The following is a 20867-nucleotide window of genomic DNA, read 5'->3' as shown; positions in this document are numbered from 1 at the left end:
GCAGTCCGGCGCCCCGCGCGGCCCGGGGCTCGCTCGCCGGACGCCGTCTCTGTTGAACAGGGAATGTTAACGCTTAACGCGCCGCGCCGCCCGCCGCGGCGGCAAAACATTGCCGAACGGTAATGTTCCCGTAATGCCCCGCCCTACGGTTTGTCACTACCATTCCAGTCTGGCATTTTTTATGCCTGCACGCCGCCGTCATGCAAGACGATTCCGGGACGCGCCGGGGCGGCTTATCTGACAAGAATCTGGAGACAAGCATATGAGGGGTAGTAATGAGAATACGGTCTAAACAAGACCTTTGGTCGGGGGTCATGTTCCTTGGGACTGGACTGTTTTTCGCCGCGGTCGCAAGCGAGTACCAAATGGGAACGGCCGCGCGCATGGGGCCGGGCTATTTCCCTTTCTGGCTGGGCATGCTGCTGGCGCTGCTGGGCGCGGGCATCGCGCTGGGGGCGCTCTCGCCCAAGGCAGAGGAAACCGAAATCGACAAATTCGACTGGCGCATCGTCATTCTGATCGTCGGTTCCGTATCGCTTTACGGCGCTCTGCTGGAACCTTTGGGCGTATACCTCTCCACTTTCATACTGGTGATGCTGAGCAGCCTGGCGGGACATGATTTCAACTGGAAAGTCGCCGCCGCCAATGGCGTGTTCCTGGTGGTGTTTTCATATCTGGCATTCGTCAAAGGTCTGGGGCTCATCTTTCCCCTCTGGCCGTCCCTGGGCTTGAATTAAGGAACCGCCATGGAATTATTCGATCATCTGATGCTGGGGCTTTCGGTCGCCTTCACGCCGGAAAACCTGATGTACGCTTTTCTCGGCTGCCTGCTGGGCACGCTGATCGGCGTGCTGCCGGGCATCGGCCCCGTGCCGACCATCGCCATGCTGCTGCCCATCACCTATGTGCTGCCGCCCACCGCGGGCCTGATCATGCTGGCCGGCATTTATTACGGCGCGCAATACGGAGGCTCCACCACCGCCATCCTGGTGGCGCTGCCGGGCGAGACGTCAGCGGTGGTCACCGTCATCGACGGCCACCAGATGGCCCGCAACGGCCGCGCCGGGGCCGCCCTGGCCATCGCGGCGCTGGGCTCGTTCTTCGCCGGCTGCGTGGCCACGGTGCTGCTGGCGGCCTTCGCGCCGCCCCTGGCCGAGGTCGCCTTCAAGTTCGGCCCCGCCGAGTATTTCTCGCTGATGGTGCTGGGCCTGGTGGGCGCCGTGGTGCTGGCTTCGGGCTCGCTGCCCAAGGCCATCGCCATGATCATCCTGGGGCTGTTGCTGGGCATGGTGGGCACCGACGTCAATTCCGGCGTTGCGCGCTTCGACTTCGGCATTCCCGAGCTGCAGGATGGCATCGATTTCGCCATCGTGGCCATGGGCGTGTTCGGCTTCGCCGAGATCATGACCAACCTCGAGCAGAAGGAGAACCGCGTCGACATCACCGACAAGGTGGGCACGCTGTATCCCAACAAGCAGGAATTCAAGGAAGCCTGGCCCGCCGTGGTGCGCGGCACGGCCCTGGGCTCAGCGCTGGGCATTCTGCCCGGCGGCGGCGCGGTGCTGTCTTCATTCGCCTCGTATACGCTAGAGAAGAAAATCTCGAAGAATCCCGAGCGCTTCGGCAAGGGCCATCCGGCCGGCGTGGCCGGACCCGAGTCGGCCAACAACGCCGCGGCGCAGACCTCCTTCATTCCCTTGCTGACGCTGGGCATACCCGGCAACGCCGTGATGGCGCTGATGGTCGGCGCCATGACCATACACAACATCCAGCCCGGACCGCAGGTCATGAGCAGCCACCCCGAACTGTTCTGGGGCCTGATCGTTTCCATGTGGATAGGCAACCTGATGCTGCTGGTGCTCAACCTGCCGCTGATCGGCATCTGGATCAAGCTGCTGAAGGTGCCTTACCGCATCCTGTTCCCGGCCATCCTGGTGTTCTGCACGATAGGCGTGTATTCGCTCAACTACAATGTCTTCGACATTTTCCTCACGGCGATCTTCGGCTTGATCGGCTATGTGTGGTCCAAGCTGAGATGCGAAGGCGCGCCCTTGCTGCTGGGCCTGGTGCTGGGGCCCATGATGGAGGAAAACTTCCGGCGCGCGCTGCTGCTCGCCCGCGGAGACTACCTGACCTTCGCCACGCGGCCATTGTCGGCGTCGCTGCTGGTGGCCGCGGTATTGCTGGTCATCATCGTCGCCTTGCCGTCCATACGCAAGAAGCGCGAGGAAACCTTCGTCGAGGAAGGCTAGGGCCGGGGCGGGCGCGCGGAAACTGACAGAACTGTCATTTTCGCGTCAGCCTGGGGTACCCCGGGAGGGCGTAAATTCAATGGGTAAGCATGGCCGGGGATCGCGACGCATCGTGGCCTCCGGCCTTTCCCTTGGATTGTTATGGCCACTTCATCTTCCCCGCGGCGCTCCCGGCTGCTGACCGCTGTACTTTTGGCGCTGTTGCTGGGCGCCGTCCTGTCATGGTTCCTGGCAAGCCGCCAGCGCGGCGATATCGCCGCGCCGGCCGCGCCGCCGCCGATCACCGTCACGACGGTGCAGGTCGCGCAGCGGGACGTTCCCATCTATCTGGCCGGCGTGGGCACCGTCGTCGCCACGCAAAGCGTCACTGTCAAGGCCCGCATCGACGGGCAGCTGGACAAGATCGGCTTCGAGGAAGGACAGGAAGTCAGCGCCGGGCAGTTGATCGCGCAGCTGGATTCGCGCTCGCAGGACGCCCAATTGGCCCAGGCCGTGGCGCAGAAGGCCAAAGACCAGGCGCTGTTGCAGAATGCCAGGCTGGACCTGCGCCGCTATATCGAATTGATCAAGCAGAATGCGGCGCCGCGCCAGACACTGGACACCCAGCGCGCGCTGGTCGCGCAGCTGGAAGCGGCCGTGCAGCTGGATGAGGCGCAGGTCGCTTACGCCAGGACGCAGCTGAGCTTTACGCGGATCACGGCCCCGATAGGCGGGCGCGTGGGCGCGCGGCTGGTCGACCCTGGCAATATCGTGCATGCCGCCGATGCGAACGGCCTGGTGGTGATCAACCAGATCGATCCCATCTCGGTCGTGTTCACCCTGCCGGAGGAATCGTTCCAGGACATCAACCACGCCTTGCATACGGCGGCCCGGGCGCTAACGGTGGTGGCATATCCGCGCGGCGGCAAGCAGGCGCTGGGGCAGGGCAGCCTGGTCCTGCTGAACAACCAGATCGACACCAGCACCGGCACCGTGCAGCTCAAGGGCAGTTTCCCGAACCCGCGGCACGATCTGTGGCCCGGCCAGTACGTGAATGCCAGGCTGATACTGGGAGAGCGCAGGCAGGCCCTGACCATGCCCGCGTCGGTGGTGCAGCGCGGGCCCGACGGCACCTACGCGTATGTGGTGGACGCGGACGATGCCGTGCGCATCCAGCCGATACGCCTGATCGGCATCCAGGACGACACTGCGATCATAGCCGAGGGGCTGAGCGCCGGGCAGCGCGTGGTGCTGGACGGCCAATACAAGCTGCGCCCCGGCTTGCGCGTCGCTGAAACCGGCGCGCCGCCCGGCGCCGCCCGGGAACCTGCCATCCAGCGGAGCGCCAGGTGAATATCTCCGCCGCGTTCATCAAGCGCCCGATCGGCACGTCTTTGCTGGCGCTGGCGCTTTTGCTGCTGGGCGCCGCCGTGTGGCCCCTGCTGCCCGTGGCGCCTTTGCCGCAAGTCGATTTTCCGACGATACAGGTCACGGCCAAGCTGCCGGGCGGCAACCCGGAAATCATGGCGTCGAGCGTCGCGCAGCCGCTGGAACGGCAGTTCTCATTGATTTCGGGCATGACGCAGATGACCTCGGTCAGCGCCCTGGGCTCCACGCAGATCACCCTGCAGTTCGACCTGAACCGCGACATCGACGCCGCGGCGCTGGACGTGCAGGCGGCGATCAATGCCGCCACCGGGCAGCTGCCCGCCGACCTGCCCAGCCCGCCGACCTTCCGCAAGATCAATCCGGCCGATTCTTCCATCCTGATCCTGTCGGTGCAATCGGAGGCCCTGCCGCTGATCGAGGTCAACGACTATGCCGACAACTTCCTGGCGCAGCAGCTTTCACAGATAGAAGGCGTGGGGCTGGTCAATATCTTCGGCCAGCAGAAGCCCGCCATACGCATACAGGTGGATCCGGCCAAGCTGGCCGCCCTGGGCCTGAGCCTGGAGGAGATACGCGGCGTCATCGCCGAAACCACGGTGAATCAGCCCAAAGGCACCATAGACGGAAGCAGGCAGAGCTTCACGGTGTATACCAACGACCAGTTGCTGGATGCCGGTTCCTGGAACGACATGGTGCTGGCCTACCGCAACGGCTCGCCGATCCGGGTGCGCGATGTCGGCATCGCCGTGCCCGGGCCCGAAGACCTCAAGAAGGCCGCCTGGGCATTCGCCGGCAAGGCGGGCCACGCCGGCGACACGCCTGTCGACGGCCGTTCGCTCATCGTGGGCATCACCAAGCAGCCCGGCGCCAATGTGATCGAAACGGTGGAACGCATCAAGGCGGCGCTGCCGCACCTGCTGGCCTCGATTCCGCCCACGGTGCATGTCAGCACCCTGAGCGACCGCACCCAGAACATACGCGCTTCGGTCCACGAGGTCGAACTGACCTTGCTGCTTTCCATCGCCCTGGTGATAGGCGTGATATTCGTTTTCCTGCGCAGCGTGCCCGCGACCCTGATTCCCAGCGCCACGATTCCGCTGGCCCTGCTCGGCACCGCGGCCATCATGTATCTGGTCGGATTCAGCCTGGACAACCTGTCATTGATGGCGCTGACCGTGGCCGTGGGTTTCGTGGTGGACGACGCCATCGTGATGCTGGAGAACATCTACCGCCATGTCGAAGAGGGCATGTCGCCGATGGAGGCCGCCTACGCCGGGTCCAGGGAGATCGGCTTCACGATCATCTCGATTTCGATCTCCCTGATCGCGGTGTTCATCCCGCTGCTGCTGATGGGCGGCATCGTCGGCCGCCTGTTCCGCGAGTTCGCGGTCACGGTGACGCTGACCATCCTCGTATCGGTGCTGGTGTCGCTGACGCTCACGCCCATGCTGTGCTCGCGCTTCCTGAAAGCCCACCAGGGCGAATCGCACGGCCGCCTGTACCGCTGGTTCGGGCGCGGCTTCGACCTGATGCTCGATGGCTACCGCCGCGGCCTGCACCTGGTCCTGCGCCACCAGTTCATCACGCTGTGCAGCTTCCTGGCGACCCTGCTCGCCACGGTGGCGCTGTTCATCGTGATTCCCAAGGGCTTTTTCCCCCAGCAGGACACGGGCTTCATCTTCGGCTTCGCCGAGACGGCCCAGGATGCTTCTTTTTCATCGATGAACCGGCGCATGCAGGCATTGGCCGAGGTGGTCCGCGAAGATCCGGACATCGCCCAGTTCGGCATGAGCAGCGGCCAGACCACCTTCAACACCGGCACTTTCTTCATCAGCCTCAAGCCCAAGGACGAGGGGCGCACGGCCAGCGCCGACCAGGTCATTGCGCGCCTGCGCCCCAAGCTGTCCACGGTCGAAGGCATCACGCTGTTCATGCAGGCGGGACAGGACATCAACGTCGGCGGCCGGCTCTCGCGCACCCAGTACCAGTACACGGTCACCGACGCCAACCTGGACGAGCTCAACACCTGGGCGCCGCGGCTGCTGGCGCGCCTGGCCGAGCTGCCGGAACTGACCGATCTGGCCTCCGACCAGCAGAACGCCGCCGCCACCGCCACGCTCACCATAGACCGGGCGCGCGCTTCGAGCTTCGGCATTTCCCCGGCGCTGATCGACGCCACCATCTACGACGCCATAGGGCAGCGCCAGGTGGCGCAATACTTCACGCAGATCAACAGCTATCACGTCGTGCTGGAGGTGACGCCGCGCCTGCAGGAAGACCCCGGCCTGTTCAGCAAGCTGTATGTCACTTCGCCCCTCACGGGGCAGCAGGTGCCGCTGTCCAGCTTCGTCTCCATCGACACCGACAAGACGGGCTACCTGTCGATCAGCCATCAGAGCCAGTTCCCGGCCGTGACGCTTTCCTTCAACCTGGCGCCCGGCGTGGCGCTGGGCCAGGCCGTGACGGCGATCCGGCAGGCGCAGGCGGCGATGAATGTGCCGGCGGCGCTGATCGGGTCTTTCCAGGGCACGGCCAAGGCCTTCGGCGAATCGCTGGCGACGCAGCCCTACCTGATCCTGGCCGCGCTGGTGGCCGTCTACATCGTGCTGGGCCTGCTGTATGAAAGCTATATCCATCCCTTGACGATATTGTCGACCCTGCCTTCGGCGGGCGTGGGGGCATTGCTGATCCTGATGGTCAACGGCTATGACCTGAGCGTCATTGCGCTGATAGGCATCATCCTGCTGATAGGCATCGTCAAGAAAAACGGCATCATGATGATAGATTTCGCCCTGACCGCCGAGCGCGAGCATGGCCTGGAACCCCGCGAGGCGATCTACCAGGCCTGCCTCCTGCGCTTCCGTCCCATCATGATGACCACCATGTGCGCCTTGCTCAGCGGCCTGCCGCTGATGCTGGGCCAGGGGGCCGGCTCCGAACTGCGCCGGCCGCTGGGCTTCGCCATGGTCGGAGGCCTGATACTTTCGCAGGCCCTCACCCTGTTCACGACTCCGGTGATCTATCTGTACCTGGACCGCGCCCACTACTGGTATATGCGCCGCAAGAAAGCCAGCGCCGCGCGCAAGCTCAGGAAGGCGCGCAAGGGGGCCCGCGGCGCGCCCGCCGCCGGCGGCTCTTCTGAATGATCTACACTACGATGGAGTCGCAATGGTGTTTTCCATGAAAGTCCTGATCGTCGAAGACGAGCTGAAAACCGCCGACTATCTGCGCAAGGGGTTGACGGAGCAAGGCTGCGCGGTCGATGTGGCGCACGACGGCATCGACGGCCAGCATATGGCCATGCAGCATGATTACGACGTGATCGTGCTGGACGTCATGCTGCCCGGCCAGGACGGCTTCTCGCTGTTGCGCACGCTGCGCGCGGTCAAGCAGACCCCGGTGATCATGCTGACGGCGCGCGATCGCGTCGAAGACCGCATCAAAGGCCTGCACGAAGGCGCCGACGACTACCTGGTGAAACCTTTCTCCTTCCTGGAGCTGCTCGCGCGCCTGCAGGCCCTGAACCGGCGCGGCCGCAGCCAGGAGCCCGTGCAGCTGCGCATCGGCGACCTGCACATCGACCTGATCAGCCGCAAAGCCTACCGCGGCCGCACGCGCATCGACCTGACCGCCAAGGAATTCGCCTTGCTGGTGGTGCTGGCGCGCCGCCAGGGCGAGATCCTGACCAAGACCGCCATCGCCGAACTGGTCTGGGACATGAACTTCGACAGCAACACCAACGTGGTCGAGGTCGCCATCAAGCGCTTGCGCGCCAAAATCGATACCCCGTTCAGCCCCCGGCTGCTGCATACCATACGCGGCATGGGCTATGTGCTGGAACTGCGCAGCGAAGAGGCCGGCAGATGAAGCGCTCCATCACCCTGCGGCTGGTGACCATGTTCGCGCTGGCCACCCTGCTGGCGTTCTCGCTGATAGGCGCCGCGCTGTATGGAGTCCTGCAGCGCGAGCTGGCGCGCCACGAGCACGCGGAATTGCAGACCGCCTACCGCGACATGGAATACATGATCAAGCGCGCCGGGACCCCCGAACGCTGGTCGCACGCGCAGACCAAGATGGACACGCTGTCGCTGGCCAATGCCAGCATGCACTTCTGGGCCGACAGCGCGGACCCGCGCTACCGCTACGGCGACGACCTGGCCAGGATCGCCGCCATCAAGCCGGCCAGCGACGGCGTCGGCACGCTGGCCCTGCCGCGGCACGACTATCCGCTGTACACGCTGACCAGGACTATCGACGCCTACCAGGACCGGCCGGCAATAACGCTCACCGTGGGCATAGACTCCATGCCCTATGTGCATACGCTGCAGACTTTCCTGACCGCGCTGCTGGCTTTGTCGCTGGGCGCGGTGCTGCTGGTCGCCGTGCTGGGCTACTGGATCGCCCGGCTGGGCCTGCGGCCCTTGAGCCGGCTCTCGGGCGAAGCGCAGACCCTGAGCGCCAGGACGCTGTCGCAGCGCCTGCAAAGCTCGTCGCTGCCCGCGGAGCTGTCCGACCTGGCCACGGCGTTCAACGGCGCGCTGGGCCGGCTGGAGGCCGCCTACAAGCAGCTGGAGGCCTTCAATGCCGACGTGGCCCACGAGCTGCGCACGCCCTTGACCAATCTGATAGGCGAAACCCAGGTCGCCCTGTCGCGCCAAAGAACGGCGCCGCAGTTCCAGGAAGTGCTGCAATCCAACCTGGAGGACCTCGAACGCCTGCGCAGCATCGTCAACGACATGCTGTTCCTGGCGCGCGCCGACCAGGGCGAAGCCGCGACCGGCCGGGTGCAGAGCTCGATTGCGGCGGAAGTGGCGAAAACCATCGAGTTCCTGGAGTTCATACTGGACGAAAGCCACGAGACCATCAGCATCGACGGCGATATCGCGGCCGAGGCCATGATAGAAACCGCCCTGTTTCGCCGGGCCATGGCCAACCTGCTGCAAAACGCCATCGAGCATTCGCGCCCGGGCGCGCGCATCCGCGTCACCATCGAGCAGCGGCAGTCCCTGGTCCGGGTGGCGGTGTGCAACCCCGGCGAGCCGATCGCGCAAAACCATCTGCCGCTGCTGTTCGACCGCTTCTTCCGTGTCGACGCGGCGCGCCATAACGGCAAAATCCAGGGCCACGGCCTGGGCCTGGCCATCGTCAAGGCCATTGCCAGCATGCATGGCGGCGACGTCTTCGCCTCCAGCGCGGACGGCATTACGACCATAGGCCTGAGCGTGCGATCGGCATAGGGCCGGCGCGGCGTCAGGCGCCGGCATGCCCCTGGACCCACGCCAGGATGCCCGCCGCGCTCATCGCGCCCGCCTGGCGCGCCACTTCGCGTCCTCCCTTGAATAGCGCCAGGGTGGGAATGCTGCGTATGGCGTAGCCGGCCGCAAGTTCCTGGGCCTCTTCGGTATTCAGTTTGGCGACGCGCAGATTGGGTTCCAGCTGCTGAGCGGCCTGCGCATAGGCCGGCGCCATGCTCAGGCAGGGGCCGCACCACGGCGCCCAGAAATCCACGAGCACGGGGATGTCGTTGCGCGAAATATGCTGCGGAAAATTCTTGCCGCTGAGCTCCAGGGGCTGGCCCAGGAACATGTCTTTCCCGCACTTGCCGCAGGTGGGCTGGTCGCCCAGCCTGGCCTTGGGAATCCGGTTCACGGTATCGCAATGGGGACAGACGACATGTAGGGAATCGCTCATTATTGGCTCCTTGGTTTCCGGGCTTGCCTGGCGTCCGATGGTATCGGCGCTCGTTTAGAATAGCCTCTTGCCCTACCACCGTCCACCGAGGAAGCAAAGCATGGATGAATTCGACATAGTCGCCGGCGCGATCACATCGCGCCGCAGCGTGCGCGGCTTCTTGCCTGATCCTGTAAGCGTCGAGCTGATCAGCAAGATCCTGGCCACCGCCTCGTACGCGCCCAGCGGCAGCAATATCCAGCCATGGAATGTGCATGTCGTCATGGGCCCCAAGCGCGACGAGCTGTCCCGCCTGCTGCTCGACGCGCACCGCCAGAAGCTGCCCGAAGCGCGCGAATATGAATACTATCCGGTGCAATGGCGCAGCCCGTATATCGAGCGCCGCCGCGCAACGGGATGGGGGCTGTATGAAACCCTGGGCATACAAAAGGGCGACCGGCAGGCATCCGCCGCGCAGCACGGAAGAAACTACGCTTTCTTCGGCGCGCCGGTCGTGCTGGTCTTTGCGATAGACAAAGACCTGCGGCAGGGCAGCTGGCTGGATTACGGCATGTTTCTGCAGAACATCATGGTGTCGGCGCGGGGTTGCGGCCTGCATACCTGCCCGCAGGCGGCCATCGCCAATTACCCCGGCATCGTCAAGCGGCTCCTGGGCATAGGCGATGACCAGACGGTGATCTGCGCGATTTCCATGGGCTACGAGGACAGCAGCTGCCCGGCGAACCAGTTCAGGCCGCCCCGCATCGACCTCGACGAATTCGTCGTGTTCCATTCCTAGGCCGGCGCCGCAAGCCGGCGCAGCCTAGTGTCCTGTTTGGCTAATTCAAATACTCACCTTCGGCGCCCGGGCTCGCCATACTGCGTTGCAAATCCTCGCGATAGCCATTGCTATCGCTGCAGTTTGCGCCTTGTCTGACAAGCCCATGCATCCGAATGTGAGTGCACGAACTAAGCAAACAGGACACTAGTTAGCGACTATGCCGGCCGACTTGATGACCGCCGACCAGTGCTTGGTATCCGCCTCGACGGTTTTGCCGAGTTCTTGCGGCGACTGGTAGCGCACTTCGATGCCGGCGGCCCGGGCTTTCTCTATGGTTTCAGGCTTTGCCAGGCCGATTTCCAGCGCCCCGGCGAGTTTGTCGATGACGGCTTGCGGAGTCCCGGCCGGAGCGAACAGGGATACCCACGCATCCAGCTCGAAGTTGGCGAACCCCTGCTCGGCCGACGTCGGCACGTCGGGCAGCATGGGGTGGCGCGATGCGCTGGCCACGGCGATGGCGCGCAGCTTGCCTTGCTGGATATGGCCGATGACCGAAGGCGGGGTGGTGATGAACAATTGCACGCGGCCCGACAGCACGTCCTGGATGGCCGGCCCCGATCCCTTGTAGGGCACATGCACCATATCGGTGGCGGTCATCTGCTTGAGCAACTCGGTGCCCACATGCGGCACCGAGCCGCTGCCCTGGGACGCATAGTTGACCTCGCCGGGGTGGGCCTTGGCGTAGGCGACCAGTTCCTTCAGCGAATGCACGGGCAGGGAGGGATGAACCACCACGACATGCGGCGCCACCGCCACCATGGCGACCGGCGAGAAGGACTTGGCGTTCCAGCGCATGTCGGTAAACAGCGACGGGTTGCCGGCGTGGTACATGGAGTACGAAGCCAGCAGGGTATAGCCGTCGTGCGCGGCCTGGGCGACGTAGCCATAGGCAATGTTGCCGCTTGCGCCAGTGCGGTTGTCGACGACCACCGATTGGTGCAGGGCCTGGGTCAGCGGTTCGCTGGCCAGGCGCGCGGCCATGTCCACGATGCCGCCCGGCGGCACCGGCACGACGATGGTGATCGGGCGCGTGGGAAAGTCTTGCGCGGCCGCGCCTTGAATGAAGAAGGCCGACAGTGCGATGGCGAGTAGTTTGGTCATGGGGTGGCGAAGGCGAAAGTTGAGTGGTTCGGCGGTTGCGGAAAATGGCTAGCGGGACAGTTCGGCGCGAACGATGCGCGCGCCGTCGACCATGGCCTTCATCTTGCCGTAGGCGACATCGCGCGGCAGGTATTTCAGGCCGCAATCGGGCGCGATCACCAGGCGTTCGGCCGCCACGTGGGGCAGGGCGCGGCGGATGCGCTGAGCCACGAGTTCAGGGCTTTCGATATCCTGCGTGGACAAGTCCAGGACGCCCAGCATGATGGTCTTGGACGGAAGTTTTTCCAGAATGGCGCAGTCCAGGTTCGACTGCGCGGTTTCCACCGATATCTGGTCGGCCAGGCAGTCTTCCAGTTCCGCCAGGAAGGAATACCCGGCGGGGCGCTCATGGATGATGGCGGCGTAGCCAAAGCAGATATGCACCGCCGTGGTGCCGGTAACGCCTTCCAGGGCGCGGTTCAGCGTGCGCACGCCGTATTCGCGCGCTTTTTCGGAGCGGGCCTGCAGATAGGGCTCGTCGATCTGGACGACATCGGCGCCCGTGGCGAACAGATCCTTGATCTCTTCGTTGACGGCAGCGGCATAGTCGTAGGCCATCTCTTCTTCCGATTTGTAGAAATCGTTCTGCGCCTGTTGCGCCATGGTGAAGGGGCCTGGCACCGTGATCTTGATCTGGCGGTCGGTGTGGGCGCGAAGAAACTCGATATCGCGCACCTGCACCGAATGCATGCGCCGGATCTTGCCGACGATGCGCGGCACCGGATTGGGATGGCCGCTGCGATCGAGCGCCACGCCGGGGTTGTCGATGTCTACGCCCTCCAGGGCCGTGGCGAAACGATTGGAATAGCTTTCGCGGCGCGCTTCGCCATCGCTCAGTATGTCCACCCCGGCCTGTTCCTGGTCGTGGATGGCAAGCAGCGTCGCGTCGTCCTGCGCCTGCTCCAGCCATTCGGGCGCCACGCGCCAGAGTTCCCGGGCCCGGACGCGTGGAGGAAAACGCCCGCCCAGCTTGGCGCGGTCGATCAGCCAGTCGGGTTGGGTGTAGGAGCCGACCAGGGTCGTGGGTAGAAGTACGGGCATGATGCGTATCCAGGTGAATCGAGAGTCGTAAGATGATACCTGCTTCATGTCGTTTTTAGGCGGTAAATCAGCCCATATGGTTTTATGCCTGATTTTGTTGGTATTTTTTCACGCTAAGTTGAGGTTTATTCATTTAATACATGAAGCTTTCTTGTCTGGCCATGTTTCAGCGGCCATGAGCGCGCGAGGCTATTTTCCGGCCGGAATTGAGCTTTCGCATACCCGGCCATTGCGCATCCCCGCATGATCGCAGACAATCTGGCCAGAGGCAGGCATCATCATGACAGGAGCTGCATATGCGTCTTACCCGTCGAGAATGGCTGGCGGCAGCCGGTTCCAGCGCCGCATTGGCGATAGCGGGGGGCTTGCGCCAGGCTCGCGCCGCCGCCGGCGAACCTATATTCAAAACCATCCCCTCCTCGGGGGAACGCCTGCCTCCGGTGGGCGTGGGCACGGCGCGCCGCTACCAGGGGGCCGCGCAAGACGCGCTGGCCCAGCTGCGCGAGACCTTGCGCGTTTTCGCGGCTGCCGGCGGCAAGGTGATCGATACCGCGCCGTCATACGGCAACGCCGAAGAGGTGCTTGGCGGCCTGCTGGAATCGCTGGCCCTGCGCGATTCGCTATTCCTGGCCACCAAGGTGAGCAGCACGGGCCGCGAGGCCGGGCTGGCCCAGATCGAACAGTCTTTCCGCAAGCTGCGCAGCCGCCGCATCGATCTCATCGCGGTCCACAACCTCCAGGATGTGGACCGGCAACTGGCCACCCTGCGCGAACTCAAGGATGGCGGCCGCATACGCTATGTGGGCCTGACCACGTCGTTTTCCGCGCAGCACGACGAACTCGCCGCCTTGATCCGGCGCGAGAAGCCGGACTTCGTCCAGGTGGACTATGCGCTGGACAACCGCGCCGCCGCGTCCAGCGTGCTGCCTGCGGCGCAGGAGCACGGGGCGGCGGTCATGGTCAACCTGCCCTTCGGCCGCAGCAGCGTCTTTCGGGCCGTACAGGGCCGCGAGCTGCCGGCCTGGGCGGCGGACTTCGACGCCCGCAGCTGGGCCCAGTTCTTCCTCAAATACATTATTTCCCATGAGGCGGTCACCGTGGCGATCCCCGGCACGGCCACTCCCGGCTATGCGGCGGACAATACCGGCGCGGCGACAGGCCGGCTGCCCGATGCAGCGGCGCGCCGGCGCATGGAAGCGTTCATCGACACGCTGTGACAACGACACCCCCTTCTTCAGCCGCGGGCTGGCGGAAACTGGCCGGCGCGATAGATCTGCGCCCCGGCGAGGCAAAGCTGCTGGGGTGGGCGGGCCTGTACATTTTCTGCCTGATGTCGGCCTACTACGCCTTGCGGCCGCTGCGCGACACGATGGGCGTGGCCGGCGGCGTGGACAACCTGCCCTGGCTGTTCACCGGCACGCTGCTGGCCATGCTGGCGGCCAATCCGCTGTACGCCGCGCTGGTGCGCAGGCTGCCCAGCCGCCGCTTCATTCCGCTGGTCTATTTGTTCTTCATCGGCAATATCGCGGTGTTCGGCGTGTTGTTCGCGCTGGCCGGGGCGGGCTGGCAGGTCTGGATAGGGCGGGCCTTCTTCATCTGGCTGTCGGTGTTCAATCTTTTCGTCGTCTCGGTATTCTGGGCGCTGATGACGGACGTTTTCAGCCCCGCCCAGGCCAAGCGCCTGTTCGGCACACTGGCCGCGGCGGCGACGGTCGGGGCCATCGCCGGTTCGGGCGTAACGGCCTTCCTGGCCCGCCACCTGGCCACCGCCATGCTCCTGGTTCTGGCCGGCGCCTTGCTGGTGATCGCGATTGCCTGCGTATGGCGCGTGCTGGCCCTGGCGCCGGCGCGCGCGGCGGATCCGGCCGATCCGGCCGCCGCGGACGGCGGCCTGGAGGCGGTCGTCGGCGGCAGCATATTCGCGGGCATCACCCACACCTTGCGCTCGCCCTATCTGCTGAACATCGGCTTGTATATCCTGTTGTACACCATCACTTCGACCTTCCTGTATTTCGAGCAGGCGGCCATCGCGCGCGATGCCTTCCCGGACAATGCCTCCCGGACCGCCTTCTTCGCCACGGTGGACCTGATCGTCAATATACTGACCCTCGGAGTCCAGTTGTTCCTGACCGGGCGCATCCTGCGCTGGCTGGGCGTGGCCGTCGCCGCCGCCTTCCTGCCGGCCTTGACCCTCGTGGGCTTTGGCGTATTCGCGGCCTTCCCGACCATAGCCGTGCTGGTGGCGTTCCAGGTGCTGCGCCGGGTCGGCAATTTCGGCCTGGCCCGGCCCACCCGGGAGTTGCTGTTCACCGTGCTGCCGCGCGAGGATAAATACAAGGCCAAGAATGTCATCGATACCGTCATCTACAGGCTGGGCGACCAGGCCGGCAGCTGGTCGTATGCGCTGCTCGGCGCGCTCGGCCTGTCGGCCGCGGGTGTGGCCCTGGTCGCCTTGCCGCTGTCCCTGGCCTGGCTCGCCAATGGCCTGTGGCTGGGCCGCCGCCAGGAATCCATGGCGAAGCGGCGGCAGGCGGATGGCATTGAATGAAGCTTGAGGTTTAAAGTTTGAAGCTTGCGCCAGTCATTTTTTTCACTCTTACGGAGCGCGCCAATGATCGCTTTTCAACAAGTCCCCGAACCTCGCAATCCGGAACCGGTGCCGCCGGATTCGGAGCCTTCGGACCTGCCGGTGGAGCCCGATACCGACGAGCCGCAGAACCTTCCGCCCGTGCTGCGGGCCGCATATTCGGCGGCTATCAGCATGCATTGAGCCCCTGCGGCGTCGACGCCGCAGGGCTTGTTTTGGGGCTTGTTTTTTTTGTGCCGGCCCCTATTTTGTACAACGGGCGGGTAAGCATTTCCGCCCCGGGGGGCGCGGCGGCGTTCCGGTCCGATCCCGCCGGCGCTCCCGGTAAATATGGAAATATTCATATAGCGAGGTTGAAAAATGGCAAATAATCTGACTAGGTTCAATCCTTTCGGCGACTTGGCCCGTTTCGACGCGTTCCGCGATTTCGAAGACATGTTCAAAAACTTCCCCCTGGGAGGCGCCTCGGCCGGGCAGGCGGCGGTGCCGCGCATCAATCTGGACGTCAGCGAAAGCGATCAGGCTTATGTCGTCAAGGCTGAAGCGCCCGGCGCAAAGAAGGAAGACGTCAAGGTGACCGTCGACGGAAACGCCGTTACGATACGCATCGAGACCAGGCAGGAAAACCAGGAAAAACAAGGCGAAACCGTATTGCGCAGCGAGCGCTACTACGGCGTGCAGACGCGTCGATTCACCCTGGCGCACGACATCGACGATGCCAGGGCGGCCGCCCGCTACCAGGACGGCATACTGGAGCTGACGCTGCCCAAGAAAGCGGACGGCGGCGGCGCCAAGGTGCTGCAAATCACTTGACCGCCCAGCGCCCCGGCGGCGCCGGGGCGCCTGTCCTTTTCCGCGGTCGCGGCATCGAGGTCCGCGCCCGGCCCGCGCTCCATCATTCGATCCGCCATCGACACGGCGATCTCGCCGGCGAGATGATCTGGCAGCCTGATCTTCCTCCCGGACGCCATCCGCCGCTTATTTCACGCCGGCGCCGGACCTTGCGGGCGCGGCTCCCGGGGCGGACGAGCCGCCAGACGCGCCGGTGGCCGGACTGCCCGTGCTGTCGCCGCTCGCGGAGCGGTTGTTGCCGGCGCCGGCGCTGTCGTCGCCAGGCGTGGCTCCCGGCCTCCTGGCTGCGCCATCCGGCCGGGCGGGCGCCTGGTTCCTGTCGGCGTTGCCGCCCCTCGCGCCGCCGGTTCCGCCGGTATCGGTTCGAGCCCCGCTGCCGCCGGCGCGTCCGCGCTCACCGGCCGCGCCGTTTGCGCCGGCGCTGCCCGCCAGGCCGCTCGGGCTGGTGGAGCCGGACTGTGCGCCGGCATTGGCCGCGCCGGAACCGGAAGGACCTTTGCTGCCCTGGGCATATGCCGCCGGCGCCAGGGCGACAGGCAAGGAACAGAGGGCGATGGCGAGCAGTTTTTTCATGGCATTCTCCTGTCGGCTGCCGAAATGAGCCAGTCCGAGTCCAGCAAATGCTGTGCCGCGAAGGGGCCGCCCTTTTATGGCCGATCGCAAATCCCGATAGGCGCTGGCGGCATCCGTACGACGCGGAATAAGCCGAGGCGCGTCTATAATCCGCGGCATCCGCCTCCTTGCCTTACGAATGCCAGTGACTACCAAGACAGTGACGCTTCCCGCTTCGAAAAATGCCCAGTCGACCCTGCTGGCCGGCAAGCGCGTCATTTTCGCGATGGCCGCAAGCGCCGAATACGGGCGCTGCCTGGAAAAACTGTTTATTCCCCTGCTGACTGGCGTCGGGCCGGTGGAGGCCTCCATAGGCATGTCATCGGCGCTGGCGGGCCTCGCCCACGCGGCTGAGCTGCCCGACCTGGTTGTCTGCCTGGGTTCGGCGGGCTCGTGCACGCTCGAGCATGGGCGGGTATACCAGGTCGCGCAAGTGTCGTACCGGGATATGGATGCGACTGTCCTGGGCGTCCCGAAGGGAGTCACGCCGTTCCTGGATCAGCCCGCGGTCATGCCGCTGCCATACAGGATCCCCGGGATCGAAGAGGCCTCGCTGTCGACCGGCGGCGCGGTCATTTCGGGCGAGGCCTACCGCGGCATCGATGCCGACATGGTCGATATGGAGACTTACGCCATAATGCGCGCCTGCGGGCGCTTCGGCGTGCCGCTCATCGGGCTCAGAGGCATCTCCGACGGCGCCGCCGCGCTCACGAAAATCACCGACTGGACCGATTACCTGCATCTCGTCGACGAACAGCTGGCCATCGCCGTCGAGGCCTTGGCGCGGGCCATCCAGGATGGAACGCTAAAGTTGTAGTAATGAGAATTGTTTGCAATAATGCATGGTTTCGGACTGGGTCCCTTCCTGCGCCATGCCTTTCTCATACTTCCCAACCGCAAGTCGACGGCGCTTAGAAAGCGGCCGCGCGCGCATATCGGCGGTGATCGCAATGGGGCGCCGCTGGGGGCCTCTGGCCTCCCGGCTTGTCGCCGCGGTATTGGGCGGCTATGCCTTGGCAGCCTTGAGCAGCGTGGCGGCGCTCGCCCTGCCGATCGACAGATCCCAGGCGGTATTGACCGGCATGCTGCTCAGTTTCCTGGTCTATGCGCTGGCTGTCGTCTGGGTCTTTGCGGCGAGAAGCGCTGCGCGGGCGTGGGCCGGCATGGCGATCGCGGCGCTGCCCCTGGCGCTGGCGGCGTGGCCGGTATCGGGGCTTGCGTGGTAAGCGCCAGCGCCGCGGCGGCGCGAAAGGCGCCTCCCGCCGGTCTGCGGCAAAGCATGTCCAGGCTGCATATCTGGGCCGGCCTGCTTGCGGGCTGGCTGCTGTACGCCATGTTTCTGACTGGAACGGTAAGCTATTTCCGCGACGAAATTTCGCAGTGGATGCGCCCGGAACTGGCTCGGCAGACGCAGGCGCCCGACGCCGCCGTCGTCAGCCAGCGCATCGTCGACGCAATGACCCGGCTGGCGCCCGACAGCCCGCAGTGGGGCATAGACCTTCCCGACGACCGGAAAAACGTCTCCAGCGTTTTCTGGCGGAACACTGGAAAAGGCGGGCGCGCCTTCGCAAGCGCCAACCTCGATCCGCAGACGGGCGGGAAGCTGACCCTGCGCGATACGGCGGGAGGGGATTTCTTCTATCGTTTCCATTTCCAGTTCCACTACGTCTCGGTCCTGGCGGGCCGGTGGATCGCCGGCCTCTGCGCCATGTTCATGCTGGTCGCCATTATCAGCGGCATCATCACGCACAAGAAGATCTTCGTCGATTTCTTCACATTCCGCTGGGGCAAGGGCCAGCGATCCTGGCTGGATGCGCACAACGCGCTGTCCGTGCTGGGCCTGCCATTCCACTTGATGATCACCTACAGCGGCCTGGTCACATTGATGCTGATGTATATGCCGTGGGGCCTGCAAGCCGCGTTTCCCTCGGCCAGCCCGCGCGCCGCCCTGGCCGCGGAGACGACGGCATTCGTGCCGGTCGGGAAGGCCAGCGGCACGCGGGCCCCGCTGGCTCCGGTGGCGGACATGGTGCGCCAGGCCCAGGCGCGCTGGGGGGCGGGCAACGTGGGCGGGCTCGCGGTCAATCACGCGGGGGATGCCGCCGCCCGCGTGATTGTCATGCGCGGAGAAGCCGGCCGCGTTTCCACCAGCCCTCAATACATGATGTTCGAAGGAGCCAGCGGCAAGCTGCTGCAGGTCAAGGACCATGTGGGGGCGGCCGCCGAAACCCGGGGCGTCCTCTATGCGCTGCACCTGGGCCGCTATGCCGATGACTTCACCCGGGTGCTGTATTTCCTGCTCAGCCTCGCGGGCACGGCCATGGTGGGAACCGGGCTGGTATTGTGGACAGTCAAGCGCCGCCAGAAGCTGGCTGATCCGTCCCGGCCGCATTTCGGGTTCCGGCTGGTCGAACGGCTGAATATCGCCTCGATTGGCGGGCTGTCGGTCGCCATGACCGCCCTTTTATGGGGCAATCGGCTGCTGCCGGTCCAGCTTCCCGATCGCTCGGCCTGGGAGATCAATCTCTTTTTCATCGTCTGGGCGGCCATGCTGTTTTATGCCTGCGCGCGGCCCGCCCGCAAAGCATGGGTGGAGGTGCTGTCGCTCGCCGCCATCTTACTGGCGCTGACGCCAGTCCTGAACGCGATCACGACCGATCGCCATCTGCCCGCCAGCATACTGGCCGGCGACCGGGTGTTCGCCGGTTTCGACCTGGCCTTGATCGGCTTTGCCGCATTGCATGCCTGGCTGGCCATACGGACGGCGCGCCATGAGCCGCATGCGGCGCGCCATGAGCCGCATGCGGCGCGGCGCCGTCCCGCCGGCAGGCGGGAATCCCCGCCGCGGCCGCGCGCGCATGCCCAGGGTGGGGCCGGCGCCGGAGACGCGGCATGATGCCCGCCCCGGCCGATCTGTGGTCTCACGCGGCGGTATTGGGGCTGTCTATCGTGGCCTTCGCGCTGCTGGCCCTGGCCATGGAACGGCACCAGGAGGCGGTGTTCGGCCGGCGGCTTGGCGCCGCAGCCGGCGGCTGGAACCGCGCCGCCGGCTGGGCCGCCCTGGCGCTGGCGCTCGTCCTTGCCGTGGCGCTGCGAGGCTGGAGCCTGGGTCTGGTCGCGTTCAGCGGCCATGCCAGCCTGGCGGCGGGCATAGTCTATGGCATGCTGGTGTGGCAGGGGCGGCGAAAAGCGCCGCGGCGTCATGGCCCGTACCGGATGCGGGACTAGAGGCAAGCTGAAGTGGCAAGCGCTAGGGTAAAAGCGCCGGCTTGTTGACCTGCAGCCAGGCATGCACATGCGCGCGTAATGCAATGGCGTTCTCCAGGCAGGCATTGACAGCCGAGTCCGGCACAACGTCGCCTGAATAGTCTGCCAGGTTGCGTTGTTTGCGCAAGGCATCGAGCGGCCATATCTTCTCGGCGGGCCACTGCACCGTTTGTGCCAGCGTCTGGATTGCGGTTTGATGGCGCCCTGGCTTGCTGGTCAGCGTGCGATAGCCATTGGCATGTAACGCTAACATGGATAACTGCATGATGGCTTTGTAGGCGGCATCGTAGCGGTTTTCCGCGCTCAGTCCTGCCAATTGGGCTCGGCGATATTGCGGTCCGCGGCGGCCAATAGCTGGCTTGCCTGCGTCAGGTTGGGCGCTATGACTTCAAGGCTGATACCCAGCAAGTTCTGCAAGCTCATGCTCATCCCCTGTAAGGAATATCTTGGGTTTGTTTAGGACGTCACGCAAAAAGGGTTCAGTGGCGCGCGCCTTGAATTCACTGGCGCTGAATACTTTCGGGTTGATCTCTCGGCCTAGTTGGGTTTGCAAGGGCCAAGTCAGGTGGACGGCGTCGTTGAAGTTCATGTCGCCTATGAGCATCAGGTCGATATCACTGCCCGTGCTTTCGCGGCCTTGCGCGACAGAGCCAAAAATAAAGCCAATGCGCAGTTGCGAGGCCAGCGGTGCAAGCGCAGCCGCCAATACATCGGCAATGCCGGATGTCTTGCGCAATATGCTGGCCAACTCGGTGAAGATGGGACAGGCCGTATCGGCGCGATAGAGTTGCTGATTGCCGCGCTTTTCACGTAGTAACAATCCGACATCGGCGAGCCTGGCCAACTCACGGGTAACCGTGCCAGGAGACAAGCCCGTACGTCGGGCAATCTCCCGGCCATGCAATTGTTAAGCGCATGCAGTCTTATTTCACTGCATTCTGAATCTTGTTCCCCGCCGCCTGAATCTGATCCCCGGCGCTGCTCATGGTCTTGTCTACTTCCTTGCCGGCTTTTTCGGCCGGGCCTTCTTTCTGGCATCCGGCCAGGGCCAGAACCAGCATTCCCATTGCCACTGCGGCAACTGCCTTGCTTGCATAGTTGATCATTCGCTTCTCCATTAATTCGACAAGGCTACAGCATAGCCGCAAATGCCTCGGCCAGGCCGGGCTGCGTCAAAAACAGCTCATGCCGCGATCAACCGAGCGGTTTCAGCGAGCTGTCTCCGAATTGCGCAATA

The 20867-nt window shown here is 64.7% G+C and carries 22 protein-coding genes; 15 read left to right on the top strand and 7 right to left on the bottom strand.

The genetic code is table 11. The annotated features are described in order from the left end of the window. Positions 1–275 precede the first annotated feature (275 nt). The 6 genes from BUB23_RS04860 (at position 276) to BUB23_RS04835 (ending at position 8857) form a co-directional block, all read left to right on the top strand. On the top strand, positions 276–737 hold the full coding sequence (locus BUB23_RS04860; protein WP_073101965.1) for a tripartite tricarboxylate transporter TctB family protein: 462 nt from the start codon (positions 276–278) through the stop codon (positions 735–737). A 9-nt stretch (positions 738–746) separates the two neighbouring features. After that, a complete protein-coding gene (locus BUB23_RS04855; RefSeq protein ID WP_073101964.1) occupies positions 747–2252 on the top strand; it encodes a tripartite tricarboxylate transporter permease in 1506 nt (501 codons plus the stop codon). A 141-nt stretch (positions 2253–2393) separates the two neighbouring features. Further along, positions 2394–3584 carry an efflux RND transporter periplasmic adaptor subunit gene (locus BUB23_RS04850; protein ID WP_073101963.1) on the top strand — a complete coding sequence of 397 codons (1191 nt, stop codon included), beginning with the start codon at positions 2394–2396 and terminating at the stop codon, positions 3582–3584. Then, the gene (locus BUB23_RS04845) at positions 3581–6766 is read left to right on the top strand and encodes an efflux RND transporter permease subunit (protein ID WP_073101962.1); all 3186 of its coding nucleotides are present in this window, start codon (positions 3581–3583) and stop codon (positions 6764–6766) included. Before BUB23_RS04850 ends, BUB23_RS04845 begins: the two co-directional genes overlap by 4 nt. A 34-nt stretch (positions 6767–6800) precedes the next feature. Further along, complete coding sequence (locus BUB23_RS04840) at positions 6801–7487, top strand: heavy metal response regulator transcription factor (protein WP_073102181.1); 687 nt, start codon at positions 6801–6803, stop codon at positions 7485–7487. Then, on the top strand, positions 7484–8857 hold the full coding sequence (locus BUB23_RS04835) for a heavy metal sensor histidine kinase (protein ID WP_073101961.1): 1374 nt from the start codon (positions 7484–7486) through the stop codon (positions 8855–8857). Before BUB23_RS04840 ends, BUB23_RS04835 begins: the two co-directional genes overlap by 4 nt. A gap of 13 nt (positions 8858–8870) precedes the next feature. Here the strand turns inward: BUB23_RS04835 and trxC are convergent, their stop codons facing one another. Then, the gene (trxC, locus tag BUB23_RS04830) at positions 8871–9311 is read right to left on the bottom strand and encodes a thioredoxin TrxC (protein WP_073101960.1); all 441 of its coding nucleotides are present in this window, start codon (positions 9309–9311) and stop codon (positions 8871–8873) included. Positions 9312–9411: 100 nt separating this feature from the next. Here trxC and BUB23_RS04825 point away from each other — a divergent pair, with 100 nt between their 5' ends. Then, entirely contained in the window at positions 9412–10089 is a 678-nt protein-coding gene (locus tag BUB23_RS04825) for a nitroreductase (RefSeq protein ID WP_073101959.1), read from the top strand. 186 nt (positions 10090–10275) lie between these two features. On the opposite strand, the gene BUB23_RS04820 is transcribed toward BUB23_RS04825, so the two are convergent. Together BUB23_RS04820 and BUB23_RS04815 are read right to left on the bottom strand one after the other, a co-directional pair. Then, a complete protein-coding gene (locus BUB23_RS04820; protein WP_073101958.1) occupies positions 10276–11232 on the bottom strand; it encodes a Bug family tripartite tricarboxylate transporter substrate binding protein in 957 nt (318 codons plus the stop codon). A gap of 48 nt (positions 11233–11280) precedes the next feature. Then, positions 11281–12312 (bottom strand): uroporphyrinogen decarboxylase family protein, encoded by a 1032-nt coding sequence (locus BUB23_RS04815; protein ID WP_073101957.1) that lies wholly within the window; start codon positions 12310–12312, stop codon positions 11281–11283. Positions 12313–12608: 296 nt separating this feature from the next. Between BUB23_RS04815 and BUB23_RS04810 the strand changes: the two genes are divergently transcribed. From BUB23_RS04810 to BUB23_RS04800, 4 genes are all read left to right on the top strand, one after another. Continuing rightward, positions 12609–13529, top strand: coding sequence for an aldo/keto reductase (locus tag BUB23_RS04810; protein WP_073101956.1), 921 nt, complete (start codon positions 12609–12611; stop codon positions 13527–13529). Then, positions 13526–14860 (top strand): NTP/NDP exchange transporter, encoded by a 1335-nt coding sequence (locus BUB23_RS04805; protein ID WP_073101955.1) that lies wholly within the window; start codon positions 13526–13528, stop codon positions 14858–14860. The genes BUB23_RS04810 and BUB23_RS04805 overlap by 4 nt, the downstream gene beginning before the upstream one ends. A gap of 63 nt (positions 14861–14923) precedes the next feature. Continuing rightward, complete coding sequence (locus tag BUB23_RS26970; RefSeq protein ID WP_178372267.1) at positions 14924–15082, top strand: hypothetical protein; 159 nt, start codon at positions 14924–14926, stop codon at positions 15080–15082. A 177-nt stretch (positions 15083–15259) separates the two neighbouring features. Next, positions 15260–15712 carry an Hsp20/alpha crystallin family protein gene (locus BUB23_RS04800; RefSeq protein WP_073101954.1) on the top strand — a complete coding sequence of 151 codons (453 nt, stop codon included), beginning with the start codon at positions 15260–15262 and terminating at the stop codon, positions 15710–15712. Between the two features lie 165 nt (positions 15713–15877). On the opposite strand, the gene BUB23_RS04795 is transcribed toward BUB23_RS04800, so the two are convergent. Further along, positions 15878–16324, bottom strand: coding sequence for a hypothetical protein (locus tag BUB23_RS04795; protein ID WP_073101953.1), 447 nt, complete (start codon positions 16322–16324; stop codon positions 15878–15880). A gap of 184 nt (positions 16325–16508) precedes the next feature. Here BUB23_RS04795 and BUB23_RS04790 point away from each other — a divergent pair, with 184 nt between their 5' ends. The 4 genes from BUB23_RS04790 to BUB23_RS04775 all read left to right on the top strand — a co-directional run bounded on the left by BUB23_RS04790 (position 16509) and on the right by BUB23_RS04775 (position 19591). Then, complete coding sequence (locus BUB23_RS04790) at positions 16509–17180, top strand: 5'-methylthioadenosine/S-adenosylhomocysteine nucleosidase (protein ID WP_218598869.1); 672 nt, start codon at positions 16509–16511, stop codon at positions 17178–17180. Between the two features lie 133 nt (positions 17181–17313). After that, positions 17314–17589 (top strand): DUF3649 domain-containing protein, encoded by a 276-nt coding sequence (locus BUB23_RS04785; RefSeq protein ID WP_073102179.1) that lies wholly within the window; start codon positions 17314–17316, stop codon positions 17587–17589. Between the two features lie 53 nt (positions 17590–17642). After that, positions 17643–19259, top strand: a complete 1617-nt coding sequence (locus tag BUB23_RS04780; protein ID WP_084135801.1) for a PepSY-associated TM helix domain-containing protein — start codon at positions 17643–17645, stop codon at positions 19257–19259. Continuing rightward, on the top strand, positions 19256–19591 hold the full coding sequence (locus BUB23_RS04775; protein WP_245801161.1) for a DUF3325 domain-containing protein: 336 nt from the start codon (positions 19256–19258) through the stop codon (positions 19589–19591). The genes BUB23_RS04780 and BUB23_RS04775 overlap by 4 nt, the downstream gene beginning before the upstream one ends. Before the next feature lie 22 nt (positions 19592–19613). Here BUB23_RS04775 and BUB23_RS27310 read toward each other — a convergent pair whose 3' ends face one another. The 3 genes from BUB23_RS27310 to BUB23_RS04760 all read right to left on the bottom strand — a co-directional run bounded on the left by BUB23_RS27310 (position 19614) and on the right by BUB23_RS04760 (position 20736). Then, positions 19614–19883: a hypothetical protein gene (locus tag BUB23_RS27310; protein ID WP_245801160.1), complete on the bottom strand. Its 270-nt coding sequence runs from the start codon at positions 19881–19883 to the stop codon at positions 19614–19616. A gap of 135 nt (positions 19884–20018) precedes the next feature. Then, positions 20019–20501, bottom strand: a complete 483-nt coding sequence (locus BUB23_RS04765) for a nucleotidyltransferase domain-containing protein (RefSeq protein ID WP_245801159.1) — start codon at positions 20499–20501, stop codon at positions 20019–20021. Positions 20502–20553: 52 nt separating this feature from the next. After that, complete coding sequence (locus tag BUB23_RS04760) at positions 20554–20736, bottom strand: hypothetical protein (RefSeq protein WP_073101950.1); 183 nt, start codon at positions 20734–20736, stop codon at positions 20554–20556. Positions 20737–20867: the final 131 nt, after the last annotated feature.

This window comes from Pollutimonas bauzanensis, from assembly GCF_900129885.1.
Classification (GTDB): Bacteria; Pseudomonadota; Gammaproteobacteria; order Burkholderiales; family Burkholderiaceae_B; genus Pollutimonas; species Pollutimonas bauzanensis.
The sequence above is the reverse complement of the archived record's forward strand: the minus strand, read 5'-3'. Positions and strand labels throughout refer to the sequence as shown.